The 18133-nt window shown below is 38.4% G+C and carries 16 protein-coding genes; all 16 read right to left on the minus strand.

All coding sequences use genetic code 11. The features are described from left to right. Positions 1-208 precede the first annotated feature (208 nt). Positions 209-1513, minus strand: coding sequence for a mechanosensitive ion channel (locus EJN90_RS03595; RefSeq protein WP_126108909.1), 1305 nt, complete (start codon positions 1511-1513; stop codon positions 209-211). An 86-nt stretch (positions 1514-1599) separates the two neighbouring features. After that, positions 1600-2541, minus strand: a complete 942-nt coding sequence (locus tag EJN90_RS03600; protein ID WP_126108910.1) for a general stress protein — start codon at positions 2539-2541, stop codon at positions 1600-1602. A 240-nt stretch (positions 2542-2781) separates the two neighbouring features. After that, positions 2782-3969: an elongation factor Tu gene (gene tuf, locus EJN90_RS03605; protein ID WP_126108911.1), complete on the minus strand. Its 1188-nt coding sequence runs from the start codon at positions 3967-3969 to the stop codon at positions 2782-2784. A 131-nt stretch (positions 3970-4100) separates the two neighbouring features. Then, positions 4101-6194, minus strand: coding sequence for an elongation factor G (gene fusA / locus EJN90_RS03610; protein WP_126108912.1), 2094 nt, complete (start codon positions 6192-6194; stop codon positions 4101-4103). 92 nt (positions 6195-6286) lie between these two features. Continuing rightward, entirely contained in the window at positions 6287-6757 is a 471-nt protein-coding gene (rpsG, locus tag EJN90_RS03615) for a 30S ribosomal protein S7 (protein WP_126108913.1), read from the minus strand. 40 nt (positions 6758-6797) lie between these two features. Continuing rightward, complete coding sequence (rpsL, locus tag EJN90_RS03620; protein WP_126108914.1) at positions 6798-7211, minus strand: 30S ribosomal protein S12; 414 nt, start codon at positions 7209-7211, stop codon at positions 6798-6800. 376 nt (positions 7212-7587) lie between these two features. Continuing rightward, a complete protein-coding gene (gene lysS, locus EJN90_RS03625) occupies positions 7588-9069 on the minus strand; it encodes a lysine--tRNA ligase (protein WP_126112245.1) in 1482 nt (493 codons plus the stop codon). Positions 9070-9364: 295 nt separating this feature from the next. Further along, complete coding sequence (locus EJN90_RS03630) at positions 9365-10255, minus strand: PLP-dependent cysteine synthase family protein (RefSeq protein ID WP_126108915.1); 891 nt, start codon at positions 10253-10255, stop codon at positions 9365-9367. A gap of 31 nt (positions 10256-10286) precedes the next feature. Then, positions 10287-11171: an Hsp33 family molecular chaperone HslO gene (hslO, locus tag EJN90_RS03635; RefSeq protein ID WP_126108916.1), complete on the minus strand. Its 885-nt coding sequence runs from the start codon at positions 11169-11171 to the stop codon at positions 10287-10289. Between the two features lie 193 nt (positions 11172-11364). Beyond that, entirely contained in the window at positions 11365-13500 is a 2136-nt protein-coding gene (gene ftsH, locus EJN90_RS03640; RefSeq protein WP_126108917.1) for an ATP-dependent zinc metalloprotease FtsH, read from the minus strand. 121 nt (positions 13501-13621) lie between these two features. Beyond that, positions 13622-14161, minus strand: a complete 540-nt coding sequence (gene hpt / locus EJN90_RS03645; protein WP_126108918.1) for a hypoxanthine phosphoribosyltransferase — start codon at positions 14159-14161, stop codon at positions 13622-13624. 15 nt (positions 14162-14176) lie between these two features. Further along, on the minus strand, positions 14177-15598 hold the full coding sequence (tilS, locus tag EJN90_RS03650; RefSeq protein WP_126108919.1) for a tRNA lysidine(34) synthetase TilS: 1422 nt from the start codon (positions 15596-15598) through the stop codon (positions 14177-14179). An 86-nt stretch (positions 15599-15684) separates the two neighbouring features. Beyond that, positions 15685-16161: a S1 domain-containing RNA-binding protein gene (locus EJN90_RS03655; RefSeq protein ID WP_126108920.1), complete on the minus strand. Its 477-nt coding sequence runs from the start codon at positions 16159-16161 to the stop codon at positions 15685-15687. 86 nt (positions 16162-16247) lie between these two features. Next, a complete protein-coding gene (locus tag EJN90_RS03660) occupies positions 16248-16694 on the minus strand; it encodes an FtsB family cell division protein (RefSeq protein ID WP_126108921.1) in 447 nt (148 codons plus the stop codon). Positions 16695-16818: 124 nt separating this feature from the next. Then, positions 16819-17082, minus strand: a complete 264-nt coding sequence (locus EJN90_RS03665) for an RNA-binding S4 domain-containing protein (RefSeq protein WP_126108922.1) — start codon at positions 17080-17082, stop codon at positions 16819-16821. Further along, positions 17079-18128 carry a MazG nucleotide pyrophosphohydrolase domain-containing protein gene (locus EJN90_RS03670; RefSeq protein WP_126108923.1) on the minus strand — a complete coding sequence of 350 codons (1050 nt, stop codon included), beginning with the start codon at positions 18126-18128 and terminating at the stop codon, positions 17079-17081. Before EJN90_RS03670 ends, EJN90_RS03665 begins: the two co-directional genes overlap by 4 nt. Positions 18129-18133: the final 5 nt, after the last annotated feature.

An 18133-nucleotide genomic window follows, 5' to 3' on the forward strand; every position in this document is an offset into this window, starting at 1 on the left:
CCTGAATTGTCAGGAGACTTCACGCTTCAGCGGGTTAGTCGAATGATATGCGTTAGCGAGCAGCGAAGCGCGCAATGGGGCAAATTTATCTTTTTTTCACTAGGTCAGGACTTGGGAGCTAGACATTGATGGCTGAACTTATAATCCCCTAGTCTGCAAAAAAATCCGGCTAATCTAATTAATTAGCCGGGTTTTCCACAAATTCACTTTACAGTTGTTTTGGTTCAGAGGGATCTACTGTTTTTTCTGTTTCTGTTTTTGGTGCTGTCCCTGCTGTCTTGTTTGTTTCTTCTTCAATTTTTTTATCTAACTTCTCTAATTGTCGTTTTGCGAAATCTTTTCCGCCTAAACCAAATGCTAACGCAAATGCTACGGCTAATCCACCGATAATGAATAGGAACGCTGTATTAACAATTGTAGAAGCAAACTGCAATTGATCTAAGGTCATGAAGATTGCTAATACATATAAGATATACTTAACAATTTCTCCTGTCATGACACTGCCCGTAGAATCTTTAATGAATGCAGAAAGTGCATTCCCCCCGAAAAGGCCAAGACCCAAAATTACAAGACCAATCAATACGGATGGTAAGTATGCAATGATCGCAATACCAATGCTATTCAAGATTTCTAAGTTTAATGCATTCAATGCTTCTACCAAGAAAAATACTACGATAACTGTTTGAACAATTTTGGCAATGATAGTAGATAAGCGTATAGACGAGCTTCCAGAAGTATTCAAGTATCTAGAATAACGATCGATACCAGAGTTTTCTAGCAACCCTTCTAATAAGTCTCCTACAAATTTAGCGATTAATCCTCCTGCAATTAACAAGATAACTGCTACTAAAATATTAGGAATTGCCGCTAAAACTTGATTCAGTACATTTACAATTGGTTCCGAAATTGACCTGATTGCCAATGTCTCAAGTGCCATTGTAATAACTGGAATTAGAATAATAATAAATACTGTATTAGCCAATACCTTTGCAATTGTAAAGCGTTGCTTTTCAACATCGCTTGCTGAAACATTGCTTGCTTTTGATGTATATTTGTTAATAAAACGGTCAACATTCACCGTTTCTAACAAGTTTCGTACAAGTTCTTTAACGAATTTCGCTACGAAATAGCCAATTGCCAAGATAACAACTGCTCCAAATAGCTTAGGCAAGAATGCTAAGAACGAATCGAACATATTTGTAATTGGTGTTGCAATGTTCCCCATACCAATTTGCCCCAGAATACCTGGTATAAAGAATAGCCAAATTAGGTAGTAGAAGATTTTACCGATTGAATCAATGACTCGATTACCGTCTTCTACTGAACTTGCAACTCCCCAGTTTGATAATCTCTGATTAAAGTTGATTGCTTGTAATCCTTTTACAACCCCTTTTTTCACGAGACTTGCGATTACCCAAGCTAGCGCTATCAATAGAATAGCCCCTAACAATCTAGGTAAAATGCCGACAAAAGATACCCATATACTTTCCAATGAATTTGTAAATCCACTCATGATGAATTCCCCCTTACTTTTTTTTAAATAAATGGTTCTACGGTTATTATAACGAATTTTATCTAGAAGCTAAAACGATATCCATTTCATCGCTCCCTTTCTTCGCTATTCTCTTCTTCTATTTCTTCTGGACTAGTTCCGTTTTTGGCATAAAGTCCTTCTGTTTGGAAAGAATCGCCATCTTGACCAGGTAAGATATCACTAGACTTTGCTGTTGTTAAATCATCTGTTTCTGCTCTTTGTAAAATAGCTCCAGAATTGCCAGTCCCTTGACTCGTCACTTCTTCCATAGAATCGCCTACTTCACTATTCCCATTAGAACCAAGTATACTTCCTTCCGTTACGGGTTCTGTATTATAATTCTCCTTGTCTTTTTCTTTGTCTGCAAGTTCAAGTTCTTCTTTTAAGGATACATTTACATCATTAACCGTTTCCTTGGGAGTATTTCTATCAGAGTCCCAATCTGAATCTGATTCTGCTTCCGCTAAAATATCCAATTCAGAATCAGTCGGAACATCTCCACTAAATGAAGGATCTGTTCTCATGTCATTAGGTGTAAGCTCTGGGCTTGGTCCCTTTATCTGATTTCTCGTTGTACTTAAATCATCAGCTAGCGGAGGTTCACTTGCTTTTACATCATCTCTTAAATTCGAGTCAGCTGATGTTCTGGAATCATCCTCTTCCAAAAGTATGAGGATATTTCCTTGTGCAATGTCGCTTCGATATTCATACAAAGGATCTTCGTCAGCATTGTAGTTTGGACTTTCATAATGAGATGAATCATATTCATCAAAAGTAAAAGCATCTTTTATTTTTTCCCAAAGAGTACGGTTATCATCTTGTTCAATTTCTCTTAATCCTTCATCTGTGGTCACTTCAGCTTCCATAGTATAAGGAATCGATCCTCGTACCTCTTCGTTTGCTACTAAGAAAATATTTCTGCGGCGATAACCTTCATCCCTGAGTCTGTTGACAGCGTTAAATGCTTCGGTAACAGATACGTAACTTCCTTCTACCCTTTTATTCATAACATTCTTTCCTCCTTCAAATTTTGAAATAACGGAAATCTATTGAACTATCTTTATTTTAACGATATGGAAATATGGATACAAATAAAACCCCTTACAATTGAAAATGCTAAACAAAATTATGGGTGAGGAAAGTATTCTACCAATACTAGCACTCAGGAAAAATAAAACAGAAAAAAAGAGAGCAAAATTTCGCTCTCTTTTCTTAACATATATTATTTAATTGTGTTTTTCTAAAAATTAACCAACGATTTCAGAAACAACACCGGATCCAACAGTACGTCCACCTTCACGAACTGAGAAGCGAGTTCCTTCTTCGATCGCGATTGGTTGGATTAGTTCTACTGTCATTTTAACGTTATCTCCAGGCATTACCATTTCTGTTCCTTCTGGTAATTCAACAACTCCTGTAACGTCAGTTGTACGGAAGTAGAATTGTGGACGGTAGTTTGAGAAGAATGGAGTATGACGTCCACCCTCTTCTTTAGACAACACGTACACTTCTGCTGTAAATTTAGTATGAGGTGTGATTGTACCTGGTTTAGACAATACTTGTCCACGTTGAATATCTTCACGTTGAACACCACGTAGCAATGCACCAATGTTGTCACCAGCTTCAGCGTAATCCAACAATTTACGGAACATTTCAACACCAGTAACAGTTGATTTCATAGTATCAGTTTCGATACCTACGATTTCAACTTCGTCACCAACCTTAACTTGTCCACGTTCAACACGTCCTGTAGCAACTGTTCCACGACCTGTAATTGAGAATACGTCCTCAACTGGCATCATGAATGGTTTATCAGTATCACGTGTTGGAGTTGGGATGTACTCGTCAACTGCAGCCATCAATTCCAAGATTTTTTGTTCGTACTCGTCAACGCCTTCTAGAGCTTTCAAAGCAGAACCAGCAATAACAGGAGTGTCATCACCTGGGAAGTCGTATTCAGATAATAGATCACGAACTTCCATTTCTACTAATTCAAGCAATTCTTCGTCGTCTACCATGTCAACTTTGTTCAAGAAAACAACGATGTATGGTACACCAACGTTACGAGACAATAGGATGTGCTCGCGAGTTTGTGGCATTGGGCCGTCAGCAGCAGAAACTACCAAGATAGCTCCGTCCATTTGAGCAGCACCAGTGATCATGTTTTTAACGTAGTCCGCGTGACCTGGGCAGTCCACGTGTGCGTAGTGACGGTTTTCTGTTTCGTACTCTACGTGAGAAGTGTTAATAGTGATTCCACGTTCTCTTTCTTCTGGAGCGTTGTCTACAGATGCGTAGTCAACAGCTGCTCCACCGTAATGTTTAGCTAATACAGTTGTAATTGCTGCAGTTAATGTAGTTTTACCATGGTCAACGTGTCCAATTGTCCCAACGTTAACATGGGGTTTTGAACGATCAAATTTTTCTTTTGCCATTTCTAATTTTCCTCCTCATATTGAGTGTGTTTTATTTTATAGACTTTCTGCATTTACAGTAAGCGCCTATCATAGTAAAGTATACCGATTTCGGTTCTAAAATGCAATATTTCAAGCATCAAGAAAGAAGATTACTCTTCCGATCCTTTACCGCTTTTCGCAATAATTTCATCTTGTACTGATTTTGGAACAGCTTCATAATGGTCAAATACCATTGTAAATGTTCCACGTCCTTGTGATGCAGAACGAAGTGTTGTTGCATAACCAAACATTTCTGATAAAGGAATAAATCCTTTAACGATTTGTGCGTTACCACGAGCAACGGTACCTTCAATGCTACCACGACGTGCACTAAAGTGTCCCATAACATCTCCTAGATACTCTTCTGGAACTGTAACTTCTACAGCCATTCTTGGTTCTAGGATTACTGGATCAGCTTTCTTAGCAGCGTTACGCAATGCTAGTGAAGCTGCAACCTTAAATGCTGTCTCAGAAGAGTCAACATCATGGTAAGATCCGTCATATAGACGAGCTTTTACGTCAACTAAAGGATATCCTGCAAGAACACCGTTTTCCATAGAGTCTTTCAAACCTGCTTCAACAGCTGGAATATATTCACGAGGAACAACCCCACCTACGATAGCATTTTCGAATTCGAAGCCAGCGCCTTCTTCGTTTGGAGTAAATTCAATCCATACATGACCGAATTGACCTTTACCACCAGATTGACGAACAAATTTACCTTCTGCTTCAACGCTTTGACGGAATGTCTCACGGTAAGATACTTGAGGAGCACCTACAGTAGCTTCAACCTTGAATTCGCGTTTCAAACGATCTACGATTATGTCCAAGTGCAACTCTCCCATACCCGCAATAACAGTTTGACCTGTTTCCGGATTTGTAGAAGCGCGGAACGTTGGATCTTCTTCAGAAAGTTTTTGTAACGCAATACCCATTTTATCTTGGTCAGCTTTTGATTTAGGTTCAATCGCAACTTCGATAACTGGTTCTGGGAAGTCCATTGATTCTAAGATAATTGGGCGTTTTTCGTCACACAATGTGTCACCAGTACCCGTGTCTTTCAAACCAACTGCTGCTGCGATATCTCCAGAGAATACTTCAGGAATTTCACTACGGCTGTTTGCATGCATTTGCAAGATACGACCAACGCGTTCACGTTTGCCTTTTGATGCATTTTGAATGTAAGAGCCTGCTTGAAGAGTTCCAGAGTATACACGGAAGAATGTTAAACGACCAACGAATGGGTCTGTCATAACTTTAAACGCTAGCGCTGCAAATGGTTCGCTATCATCTGAATGAATTTCAATTACTTCGTCTTCAGCACCAGGTGCGAATCCTGTAATTGGCGGTACATCTGTTGGAGCTGGCAAGTAATCAATTGCTGCATCCAGCATTAATTGAACACCTTTGTTCTTAAATGCAGAACCGCAAAGTACTGGATAGAATTCAACACTAATTGTTGCTTTACGGATAGCAGATTTCAATTCGTCAACTGAGATTTCTTCACCTTCAAGGTACTTCATCATCAATTCTTCATCTGTTTCTGCTACTGCTTCAATTAATTTTGTATTCCATTCTTCAGCGATTTCTTGATATTCAGCTGGAATGTCTTCTTCATGGTATTCAATACCGTCTTCTGAATCATAGATTTCAGCTTTCATTTCTACTAAATCAATGATTCCGCTGAAGCTTTCTTCAGATCCAATTGGTAATTGAATTGGATGAGCATTTGCTTGTAGACGTTCATGAAGCGTACCAACTGAGTACAAGAAGTCAGCACCAGTTTTGTCCATTTTGTTAATAAAAACAATACGAGGTACACCGTATGTAGTTGCTTGACGCCAAACTGTCTCAGTTTGAGGTTCAACCCCAGATTGAGCATCCAACAAAGCAACCGCACCATCAAGAACACGCAACGAACGTTCAACTTCAACTGTAAAGTCCACGTGTCCAGGTGTATCGATTATATTAACACGATGACCTTTCCACTGAGCAGTTGTAGCAGCAGAAGTGATTGTAATCCCACGCTCTTGCTCTTGTTCCATCCAGTCCATTTGTGCAGCACCCTCATGGGTTTCACCAATTTTATGGATTTTACCAGTATAGTATAGAATACGCTCAGTAGTCGTTGTTTTACCAGCGTCAATATGAGCCATAATTCCAATATTTCTCGTATTTTCAAGAGTAAATTCTCTTTTTGCCATCTGCTTCGTACACCTCTTTCTAATTTATTTAATGACACGAGCAGGATACCCTGCTCTTTTTTAACTGAAAGAATACATAAGTTGTGACAATCTTACCAACGATAATGAGCGAAAGCTCTGTTAGCGTCTGCCATTTTATGTGTTTCTTCACGTTTCTTAACGGAAGCTCCTGTGTTGTTAGCAGCATCCATGATTTCTTTTGCAAGTCTTTCTTCCATGGTATCTTCACCACGTAGACGAGAATAGTTAACTAACCAGCGTAGTGCTAATGCTTGACGACGTTCTGGACGTACTTCAATAGGCACTTGGTAGTTAGAACCTCCTACACGACGAGCTTTTACTTCAAGAACAGGCATGATGTTTTTCATAGCTTGTTCGTAAACTTCTAATGGATTATTACCAGTAGATTCATTAATGATGTCAAATGCATTATACAAAATAGTTGCTGCTTTTCCGCGTTTTCCATCAACCATGATGCGGTTAATTGTGCGAGTAACTAATTTAGAATTGTAAATTGGATCTGGCATAACTTCGCGTTTTGCGACTGGACCTTTACGAGGCATTCTGACTCCTCCTTCCTCAATTTTCTTTTTTATTTATGATTTATTTTTTAGGTTTTTTAGCACCGTATTTAGAACGGGATTGCATACGACCGTTTACACCAGCAGTATCCAATGCACCACGAACGATATGGTAACGTACCCCTGGTAAGTCTTTTACACGTCCACCACGGATTAGCACCACACTATGTTCTTGTAGGTTATGACCGATACCTGGAATGTAAGCTGTCACTTCTAAAAGGTTAGACAAACGTACACGAGCGTACTTACGTAACGCAGAGTTAGGTTTCTTCGGAGTCATTGTACCAACACGCGTACAAACACCACGTTTTTGAGGTGAATTTGTATTTGTTGGAGCTTTTTTGAAACTGTTATATCCTCTTCCCAAAGCAGGAGATTTAGATTTTTCAATCGCTGATTTGCGAGGTTTACGAACTAATTGATTAATAGTAGGCATTTATTTTTTCCTCCTTCCTTAATAGGTTGTTCTTGGTCCACACATCCAGGTGGTCCATTTATTAGCAAAAAATAATAAATCGAAGTTTTTTTCGATTCTAGTAAGGTATGCTCTCCATACAGTCAGTCAGCACGACTGAATTTCTTTTCAGGAAACTGTGTATAAAAGCACCTTTGAAATAATACCATGAATAATAATATCCGTCAACCTGTTCAATCATTTTTTTTAATGAATTTTTGAATTTTTACAGAACTATTGTCTTTAGATGTTATTAGGGGAATCATTTTGCGGTTTCTATTCTGTACCAGGAAGCATAACCACTAATAAAACAAAAAACCAAACTCAGCAATTAAAGCGAGTTTGGTAAATTGATTTTTTATTGTTGATCGTCATGCGGTCTCATCGTTGGGAATAGTAAAATATCGCGAATGGATTGGCTATCTGTTAGTAACATAACCATGCGGTCAATTCCAATTCCTAGCCCCCCTGTTGGCGGCATACCGTGTTCTAAAGCTTCCAAGAATTCTTCATCCACACCATGTGCTTCATCGTTTCCTTGTTCTTTTTCCTTTGCTTGTGCTTCAAAACGCTCTCTTTGATCAATCGGATCGGTCAATTCAGTAAAGGCATTTCCGTATTCATTTCCCATAATGAAAAATTCAAAACGATCAGTAAAACGAGGATCCTTTTCATTCTTACGTGCCAATGGAGAAATAGCAGTTGGATGACCATAGATAAATGTTGGCTGGATCAATGTCTCCTCAACAAATTCTTCAAAGAATTCATTAATTACGTGTCCTACTGTCATGTGTTCAGTAATTGGAACCTTATGTTCTTTTGCTAGGCTGCGAGCTTCTTCGTCCGTCATCTCTTTCCAGAAATCAACACCCGTTTGCTCTTTAATCGCGTCAACCATATGAATACGAGCATACGATCCGCCCATATTTAATTCTTGACCATCATAAGAAATCATCGTTGTTCCTTTTACTTTTTCTGTTACAGTCTTGAAAATTCCTTCTACTAAGTTCATCACATCTTCATAATCCGTATAAGCAGTATACAATTCCAACATCGTAAACTCAGGATTATGGGTTGTATCGATTCCTTCGTTACGGAATACGCGACCAATTTCATAAACCTTTTCCATTCCACCGATAACAAGGCGTTTCAAATGCAACTCCAATGCAATACGCATGTATAATTCCATATCCAAAGCATTGTGATGCGTGATAAATGGACGCGCTGTTGCCCCACCTGCCAAATTATGTAAAACGGGTGTTTCAACTTCTAGATATCCAAGACCATTCAAGTATGTTCGAATTTCAGTAATAATCCGGCTGCGGTCTACAAAACGATCAAAGCTTTCACGATTACTGATTAAATCTAAATAGCGTTGACGATATTTTTGTTCTACATTTGTTAAACCATGATATTTATCAGGTAGTGGTCGCAAAGCTTTTGTTAAATGGACAAATTTGCTTGGCTTAACGGTTACTTCCCCAGTATTTGTCTTCATGACAGTACCGGTTACTCCGACAATATCCCCCAAGTCTGCTTGCTTAAAGATCTCGTAATCTTCCTCGCCAACCGCATCTTTACGAACGTATATCTGGATACGTCCATTGTTATCTTGAAGATGAGCAAATCCTACTTTCCCTTTGCCACGCTTTGTCATAATTCTACCAGCAATGGATACACTTATGTTTTGCTCGTCAATTTCTTCTTTCGTTAAGCTGTCGTATGTATCATGCAATTCTTGTGACATATGGGTACGACGAAAACCACTATGAAATGGTTCTGTACCTTCTTCACGTAAGTTCTGCATTTTCTCACGACGAACGAGCAATTGATCATTCATTTCTTCAGAATGTTTTTCTTGACTCAATGAGGTCACTCCGTTCTCTTCCTATCAATATTCTATCTAATCTATCTTGCCAAGAAATGCATGAAAATGCAAGGTTTCTTAGAGATTTAATTGGATTGTTTTTTCTATATGTATGGCAACGACTCAAAACTCCCAAGCTATTCTATCACCTTCTTTCTTGTAAAACAAGAAAAGTAGGACAAATACCAAGCTCAGGAGAATTTTTAGAAATCAAGCCCCACAATAAAAACTGTACAGATGGAATTTCCGTACAGTTCTTCTATTTTTATCAGTAGTCGCCGTTTGAAATGGTGATTACTTTTTTATTCGTTCCTAATTTTTTAGCAACTTCAATGGCACCTGCAATTGCTGCCCCACTTGATAGTGCTAGTAGAAGACCTTCTTCTCTTGCTAAGCGCTTCGTCATTTCGACTGCTTCTTGAGAAGAAATTCGAATGACTCCGTTATACAATGTTTGATCTAGGAGTGGTGAGAGATAATCTGAACTGATTCCACTAATCGCACTCTCACCTTTTAATTCATTGCTCAATATTGGTGCTTCTTCGGTTTCAACGGCATAGAGTTCAATATTGGGATTTCCAGCCCTTAAATATTTCCCTACCCCTGTCAAAGTCCCACCCGTTCCTGCAGTCGCAACGAATGAATCGGGATATTTCCCATCAAAAGCATCGACAATTTCTGGACCTGTCATCCCTTCATGAACAGCTGTATTGGCAAGATTACGGTATTGGTTTAAGTAAAAGTAGCCATCTTGTTGACTGAGTTCTACTGCTGCTTTGATTGCGCCATTTATGCCTTCAGATTCTGGTGTTTCAATCACTTCTGCGTCATACATCCTTAGTTGTGGCAAGTAGGCAGCACTCGTCCCTTCAGGCATAACCAAAATAGAACGGTAACCTTTTGCAGCTGCTAGCATAGCTAAAGAAATACTCGCATTGCCATCGGTCACTTCTACAACCGCATCACTAGGACTTATTTTACCTTGTTCTTCAGCCACTTCTAAGATATTAAGGACCACGCGATCTTTAATACTATGACCAATATTGAGTGACTCTAATTTTACATACACATCCGCTGCTCCAGACGGAACAACTTTTGTTAGTTTAAAAAGCGGTGTTTCTCCAATCAGTTCTGAAATATGGCTAACGATTTTTTCCATTAGATTCCCTCCACTCTTTCTAGATACAAACTTATTTTTGAATTTCTTCCAGTAATTCTGTTAATTCTTCTTCCGAATAATAATATTTTTCACCACAAAAATGACAAATTACTTCCGCGCCTTTATCTTCTCGAATAATTTCTTCTAATTCTTCTTTTCCAACTGCTGCCAGTCCATCTTTAAAACGATCGTGAGAGCAGTCACATTTGAATTGGACCGGCATTTTTTCAATAAAGTGGATATTTTCTTTACCAATTATTTTTTCAAGCACTTCTTCAGGTGTAACACCTTTTTCCATTAAACGAGATACTAATGGCATTTCAGCCAGGTTTTCTTCAATGGAAGAAATCGCCTCTTCACTCGCATCCGGCAACACTTGAATCATGAAACCTCCGGCAACTTTGATTGAATCGTCTGTATCAACCAATACGCTCAATCCTACTGCTGAAGGTATTTGTTCTGAGTTTGCCATATAATAGGTGAAATCTTCTCCTAGCTCACCGCTGACAAGAGGAACTTGTCCAGTAAATGGTTCTTTTAAGCCTAAATCTTTGATGACTGTTAATAGGCCTTCTGTCCCAACCACACCGCGCACGTCTAATTTCCCATTACTATTTAACGGCAAGTTCACATGCGGGTTAACGATATACCCTTTTACATCGCCTTTTCCATTTGCGTCCACCATGATGCGGCCGCCTAGTCCATTCCCATTGATCATTACCGTCATCTTTTGATCGTCTTTCAATCCTGTTGTTGCAATCAAGATTGATCCTATCATCGCTCTTCCCAACGCTGCTGAAGACGCGCTCCACGTATCATGGCGCCTTTGAGCTTCTGCAACAGTATTTGTTGCATCCACTGCATATACACGGAATTGCCCACCATAAGCCATCCCTTTTACTAAATAATCCGACATTTAATATCCTCCCGAAGTATACCTATTTTCTATTTCTATCCTTATTCTACTATAGCTTCTTCAAAAACCAAACTAGACAACTTACATTTTAAAAGAAAGAACAACTATTGAAACTGGAGAAGGACTTATACATCCCTCTGCCAAAAAAATAGAGCAGGAAGGATTTTCTTCTCTGCTCTACTGCTAATTTTATTTATTCTTGTGAATCGTCATCTTTGCGGTCATCCAACCAGGAAGAGAAGTAATCTTCATTTTTATCTGCTTCTGCTTCATTTGAATCTTCTTCGCCGGAAGCAAAGTCTTGCCCTTCTTCGTGGTCTTCTTTATCGCGCTGTGCTTTTTCTGCTTCTTTCTTTTCTAGCGCTCTTTTTGCATCTTCAAAAGAAGCTGCTTTTTCGCTTGGATATTCTTCTGTCTGTTTGTCTTCTGGCATTCTTCCAGTTTCAAAGAGACTCTTGATTGTTTTCTCATCCAATGTTTCTAGTTCAAGAAGTTTTTCAGCAATCAAATTCAATTGAGCACGATGGTCATTAATAATTTGACGAGCTTTTTCGTGTGCTTCACTCATAATACGACGTACTTCTGAGTCAATTTGATAAGCAATGTCTTCCGAATAAGAACGAGTATTTCCATAATCACGGCCAACAAACACTTGTTGGTTTGATTCATATTGGACCGTTCCTAAACGGTCGCTCATACCATATTCCGTAACCATGCTGCGCACAAGTCCTGTTGCTTGTTCAAAGTCATTACTTGCACCAGTTGTTTGAACATTGAAGACAATCTCTTCCGCCAAACGTCCACCAAGCAATCCAACAACTTGTTCGAACATTTCATCTTTGGTCATTAAGAAGCGATCTTCTTTTGGAAGCATGATTGCGTAACCACCAGCACGTCCACGAGGAACAATCGTTACTTTATGAACTGTACGTGCGTCACTTAATACCATACCAACAATTGTATGTCCTGCTTCGTGATAAGCAACCATTTCTCTTTCTTTCTTGCTGATCGCTTTATCTTTCTTGGCTGGACCAGCGATAACACGGTCATGTGCTTCGTCAATATCTAATGCATCAATTCGCACTTTATCTCGACGAGCAGCCACCAATGCCGCTTCGTTTAATAAGTTTTCTAAATCTGCACCGGAAAAACCTGGTGTTTGTTGTGCAACTACTTTCAAATCCACATCATCTGCTAATGGTTTGTTTCGAGCATGGACTTTCAAGATTGCTTCACGGCCTTTTACGTCTGGACGGCCGACTAAAATCTGACGGTCAAAACGTCCTGGACGAAGCAAAGCCGGATCTAGAACGTCCGAACGGTTTGTAGCAGCAATGACAATAATTCCTTCATTACCGGAGAAACCATCCATTTCAACTAGCAACTGGTTCAGTGTTTGCTCACGTTCATCATGTCCGCCGCCCATTCCAGCTCCACGTTGACGACCAACCGCGTCAATCTCATCAATAAAGATAATTGCTGGAGCTGCTTTTTTAGCATTTTCGAACAAGTCACGTACACGACTTGCCCCTACTCCGACAAACATCTCCACAAATTCAGAACCTGAAATAGAGAAGAAAGGAACGCCTGCTTCACCTGCAACAGCTTTTGCTAGTAAAGTTTTCCCTGTACCAGGAGGTCCTTCTAACAGAACACCTGCCGGGATACGTGCACCCAATGCGGTAAAACGTCTTGGATCTTTCAAAAATTCCACTACTTCGACTAACTCTTGTTTTTCTTCTTCAGCGCCAGCAACATCTGAAAAACGGACTTTGACATTCTTTTTAGAAACATCTTCTGATTTCGTTTTCCCAAAATTCATAACATTGCGGCCGCCGCCACCTTGTCCGCCGCCTTGCCCCATCATCATATACATGAAGAAGACAAAAATAATAAGTGGTAAAATACTAAATAAAATACTTACCCAAGCACCTGATTGATCTTGCTCAATGATGGTTACCTCGGTATCTGAGTTTGCAGCTAAATCTCCGATTTGTGCTAAGGTGGAGTCATTTGGTAATACCCGTGAACGAAATGAGGTTGTTGTTAAATTCTGTTCGTCAAACAACAATAGATCGCTTGTAGATGAATCACTTTCAATTGTTTTTTCTTCTCGGTACTCTCCAACGATTTCCCAAACGCCAGCTCCGGGCTGCATACTGAATTCATCTATTTCTTCATTTTCCAATGCAGTTAAAAATTCAGTAGTTGATATCGTTTGGCTTGATTGGTTCCCTACCCCTCTTGTCATCATAGTTACGATTGCGATGACTGCCAGGAAGATTAGAATCCAAAAACCACTGCTTTTGAGGAAATTATTCTTTTTCATTTGACCCTCCCTGTCAGATAGTATGCCTATATGGCTTATATCTTCTCTTATCCTATTATTCGATAGTTATTTTATGTATCTCGATAATAATAACATACCTGACCATCTTTCACTATCTATTTTATTGATAAATCTCTTCTTTCAGCACACCGATATAAGGCAGGTTACGATATTTTTCAATGTAATCAAGACCGTATCCGACAACAAATTCATTTGGAACATTGATTCCAACATAATCTGCTTCCAAGTCAACCGCTCTTCTTTCTTTTTTGTCTAAAAGAGTAACGATCTTAATCGATTTTGCTTTCCGATAACGGAAAATATCAATCAAATAACTCAATGTACGTCCCGTGTCAATAATATCTTCCACAATCAATAAGTCACGATCTTCAACAGAAGTATCTAGATCCTTTAGTATTTTTACATCTCCGCTTGATTCGATTGCTGCCCCATAACTGGTAACATCCATGAAGTCAAGCTCCAAGTCACAATCCATTGCACGGGATAAATCCGTCATAAACATGATTGCACCTTTTAAAACACCGATTACGAGAGGATTTTTCCCTTCATATTCTTTCGTTAGTACTGCACCCAGTTCTTGCGTTACTTTCTTTATCTCTTCCTCCGTATATAAAACCTCTTTAATATCGGGATGGTTCACATCTTCACCTCATTATTATTTTTCAAACACCACAAATCGATGTTCGGGATCTTCATTGTTTGTTAAATCATTCTCGATAGGCGTCAGCCAAATAGATGCTGCATAATCAATGATCCAAAGTATGATTCCATTTGCATCACTGATGACTAGAATTTTATCGCGATCCTCTTTTGGAATCTTTTTATCAATAAAAATTCTATTTAATTTTTTAGTAAAAGGTTCGCGCGGATTCAATTGGATTCGATCGCCGGGCTGCCAGTTACGGACCACCAACGGATATTGAATTTTCTTGTTCGAAAGTTGAAAAACTTTTATTTTTTCATTTCCAACTGCCACACTCTTTTTACTAAATGAAAACAATCCTATTTTACCATTAATCGGCAATTGTAACCATTGATTTAGTTTAAGTTCTTTATAAATCGTTGGGAATTTTTTTAAATCTTCTTCTAGTCCAGAAGTTTTTTCAAAAATAACGGTGTCATATCGCTTTTTAATCAAACCTCCTGAAAGTGAAAGTTCGCTTTGAGGGTTTTTATTATACATCAGTTCAAGGATAAGGGCTACATGGATTTTTTTTGCAATAACCCCTTCATTTGACCAAATTTTTTCTAAAAAATAAGTGAGCAACAATCGTTGTAAAGCAATTGGTTCATTTTCTAATAAACGGATGGAAAACTGCCAGCTAGCATGGTTCTTTTCAAAATAAGTTGCTATTTTTTCTTTTAGTACTGGTTCGACTATGTTTGTCATATCAAGGAAATCTTGAGAAAATGCTTGAAAATGACGAGCAGCTTGTTCATTTTCCTTTTTTATTAAAGGAAGAATTTGATTGCGATAACGATTTCTCGTGAAATTTAATTCTTGATTAGTAGAATCTTCTCGATAAGGAACATTATTTTCCAAACAATATCGATACAATTCTTCTTTTTCTGTTTCTAATAACGGACGAATTAATTTTCCTATGGAGAATTTTCTCTCTCTCAGAATACCAGAATAACCGCTTAGGGCACTGCCTCGAGTCAGCTTCATTAATATTGTTTCCATTTGATCATCTGCATGATGGGCAGTAAGAAGAATAGCCGCATTTCGCTCTTTCATTTTCTCTGAAAAAAAATCATATCGAAATTCTCTCGCTGCTGCTTCTATATCACTTTTTGGATGAAAATGAGGATCCCAATGTTTTTCGTGGAATAGAAAATTATACCTTTCACAGTATTCCTTAACCAATAATAAATCAGCATCTGAGTCTTCTCGTAAATGATGATGAACATGTACCACTTCAATGGTCGGTCGGCTTTCTTCGGGAATTCTTCTGACAACATCAAGCAGAGCCATCGAATCTACTCCCCCAGAAACAGCAAGAAGTATTCGTTCATTTTTTTCCCAATATCGATACGAATTTACATCTGACCATACTTTCTCAAGCAATTCATCCAATTACTTCGTCCCCCTTAAAAAAGAAAAAGAGGAAGAACCCAGAGGCAAGTACCCCCTATCGTTCAACCCCTCTTATTATTAGCCTATTAACTACGTCTTCCGCCTCGGCCGCCTCGTTTACCTTCTGTATTGCGTTTTAAAGAAGTTAAACGATCATCGCTCTCTTTTAAGAATGTGCTCATCAAATTATCAAAGCTTTCTTTTTTGTTATCTTTTCCTTGTGAAGGACGATCTCCTCTATCTTGGTTAAATGAAGATGTCTTTCTTGGAGCAGAGCTACGTTGGGTAGGTTTATAATCACGTTGAGGTCGGGAAACTTCTTCGGATTTCTCTTCCGCTTTACGAATCGATAATCCTATTTTCCCATCATCTGCTATCGATAATATTTTTACTTTTACTTCGTCACCAACAGTTAAAACATCATTAATGTCCTTAATATAACTATCAGAAATTTCACTAATATGAACAAGTCCAGTTTTTCTCTCACCCAAATCAATAAAAGCCCCAAAATTTGTAATACCCGTTACTTTTCCTGATACAATGCTACCAACCTCAATTGACATAAAAAAAGATTTCCTCCTTAAATTTTGTATGCTTATTATATCATGTTCTTCAATATAAATACAGTTGGATATCCTTGCTAAAGCGCTTATTGCTCCGATTTCTCTTTAAGTGCTTCTTTTTCAGCTACTTTACTTTGATTATCTTCTGGCAAGCTAAAGATAATTTCTCCATCTTTGCTCAGATAATATCGGCTTCTAGCTAATTTCGCAATGTATTCTTCGTCTTGTAGTAATCCTACTTGGACTTTCAAGTCTTGATTCTCTTCTTCTAACGTCTGATTTGTTTCTTTTGCTTGTGATATTTTCTCACCCATCGTTTGAATTTCAAATAGGTTGTTGATTATATTTGCTGCTAACGGCACTATGATAAGCATTCCTGCTAACAAAATAACAATCATCCGTCTTCGTGCTTTTTGCTGAATACTTCTATTAATTTTCTTTTTCAGTGTTTGTTCTTGGGTATAGTCATTTTTTATTGGAGTAATATTCTGCTTGGGTACTTCATTGTGAGTTTTGGCTTGTTTTTGAAGCATAGGCCATCTCCTACTTTCACTGTCTTCTATCCTGTCACCGACATTTTTTTACGTTCATTCGAATAATTTCATATATGGTTTCAGTATAGAAGAAAATGAAAAAAAAGTCACGTTGAACTTGGCATTATTCTTCTATATTTGCCGTTTCACTCAAAACAGTATACATTTCTTGCGCTTCATCTTTTTTAGTAGTGTCCAGTATTTTGTCAATACGCACTACCAATGTCTTATTTCCAAATTGAAGAGTTAATTCATCACCGACTTTTACATTGGCACCTGATTTCGCTTGTTTATCGTTAATAAGTACTCTTCCTTTATCCGCAACTTCTTTTGCAACACTTCTCCGTTTGATAATACGTGATACTTTTAGAAATTTGTCTAATCTCATGATTCTTCCTCCCGTTCTTTTCTCTTTATTTCTTGCCACATGTCATCGATTTCTTGAATCGAGTTCACCTCGTATCCGTCAAATATATGCGGGTGACGGCGACGAAGTTTTTTATTCAACGTATCAAGAATGTCTTCCATGGTAAACATGCCTTGGCTCTTTGCGTAGCCAGCGTGGTAAAAGACTTGCAATAATACATCGCCCAACTCTTCTATCAAGTTTTCAGTATCATCTTTTTTGATTGCTTCTGCGACTTCTTCTGTTTCCTCCGCTAAGTAAGGTAACAAGCTCTCATGGGTCTGTTCTTGAACCCACATATCTCCGTTCATGATAGCATCCATATAAAATTGAGTCGTCGCAAATGATTTTGTCTGGTCGTCACGCTCTAATGGAGGCACATATACAGACAACAAATTGTGTATTCCTTCTAAATGATCTAATTCGTATAAAGGAACCCATGTTACTTTTTCAAAAGTGGTTCCTGCCGCATCCACCAAGGCAACTTGGTGCTCATCAGGATATTTATCCATCAAAGTGAGTTTTACATCTCCTGCAACAAGATCATTATAGACCTGCATGATAATTAAATGACTTCCTAAATCAATTTGATTTGCATCAAAAGATAAACCATCTACCAGCTGAAACCCGCCAATCGGATCCACTGAAACAGCCTGAAAAAAATCATCGATAAAACTTTTTCCGCCCAATACCTCTACTTCAATTCCTTGCTGATTTTTTAATAACAATTGCACCGAATCTTCGGCTACAAGTGGATGTCCCGGCACTGCATACAGAATATCTTGTTTTTCTGCCTCTTTCAATAACCGCTCACTAATTTTTTCGTATACCGATTCAAATTGACTTTCTTGTTCATAAATTTCATCAAAACTACGAAAGCTAATTCCTTTTGATACTAGTTCACTTACAAGTGGATGTTCCTTTGTACGAAGAATAAGATTGGCGTGATTTTTTATTTTTTGATAAACGCCGATCGGCAACTGATTAAAGTCTCCGGCACCCAAACCTACAATCTCTATTTTTGGCATATTCT

The sequence above is a fragment of the Jeotgalibaca ciconiae genome, assembly GCF_003955755.1.
GTDB lineage: Bacteria > Bacillota > Bacilli > Lactobacillales > Aerococcaceae > Jeotgalibaca > Jeotgalibaca ciconiae.

Excerpts from the sequence above, each read along its gene's own strand:
- EJN90_RS03595 (WP_126108909.1), bottom strand. The coding sequence starts at position 1,513 with ATGAGTGGATTTACAAATTCATTGGAAAGTATATGGGTATCTTTTGTC.
- EJN90_RS03600 (WP_126108910.1), bottom strand. The coding sequence starts at position 2,541 with ATGAATAAAAGGGTAGAAGGAAGTTACGTATCTGTTACCGAAGCATTT.
- tuf (WP_126108911.1), bottom strand. The coding sequence starts at position 3,969 with ATGGCAAAAGAAAAATTTGATCGTTCAAAACCCCATGTTAACGTTGGG.
- fusA (WP_126108912.1), bottom strand. The coding sequence starts at position 6,194 with ATGGCAAAAAGAGAATTTACTCTTGAAAATACGAGAAATATTGGAATT.
- rpsG (WP_126108913.1), bottom strand. The coding sequence starts at position 6,757 with ATGCCTCGTAAAGGTCCAGTCGCAAAACGCGAAGTTATGCCAGATCCA.
- rpsL (WP_126108914.1), bottom strand. The coding sequence starts at position 7,211 with ATGCCTACTATTAATCAATTAGTTCGTAAACCTCGCAAATCAGCGATT.
- lysS (WP_126112245.1), bottom strand. The coding sequence starts at position 9,069 with ATGAATGATCAATTGCTCGTTCGTCGTGAGAAAATGCAGAACTTACGT.
- EJN90_RS03630 (WP_126108915.1), bottom strand. The coding sequence starts at position 10,255 with ATGGAAAAAATCGTTAGCCATATTTCAGAACTGATTGGAGAAACACCG.
- hslO (WP_126108916.1), bottom strand. The coding sequence starts at position 11,171 with ATGTCGGATTATTTAGTAAAAGGGATGGCTTATGGTGGGCAATTCCGT.
- ftsH (WP_126108917.1), bottom strand. The coding sequence starts at position 13,500 with ATGAAAAAGAATAATTTCCTCAAAAGCAGTGGTTTTTGGATTCTAATC.
- EJN90_RS03655 (WP_126108920.1), bottom strand. The coding sequence starts at position 16,161 with ATGTCAATTGAGGTTGGTAGCATTGTATCAGGAAAAGTAACGGGTATT.
- EJN90_RS03660 (WP_126108921.1), bottom strand. The coding sequence starts at position 16,694 with ATGCTTCAAAAACAAGCCAAAACTCACAATGAAGTACCCAAGCAGAAT.
- EJN90_RS03665 (WP_126108922.1), bottom strand. The coding sequence starts at position 17,082 with ATGAGATTAGACAAATTTCTAAAAGTATCACGTATTATCAAACGGAGA.
- EJN90_RS03670 (WP_126108923.1), bottom strand. The coding sequence starts at position 18,128 with ATGCCAAAAATAGAGATTGTAGGTTTGGGTGCCGGAGACTTTAATCAG.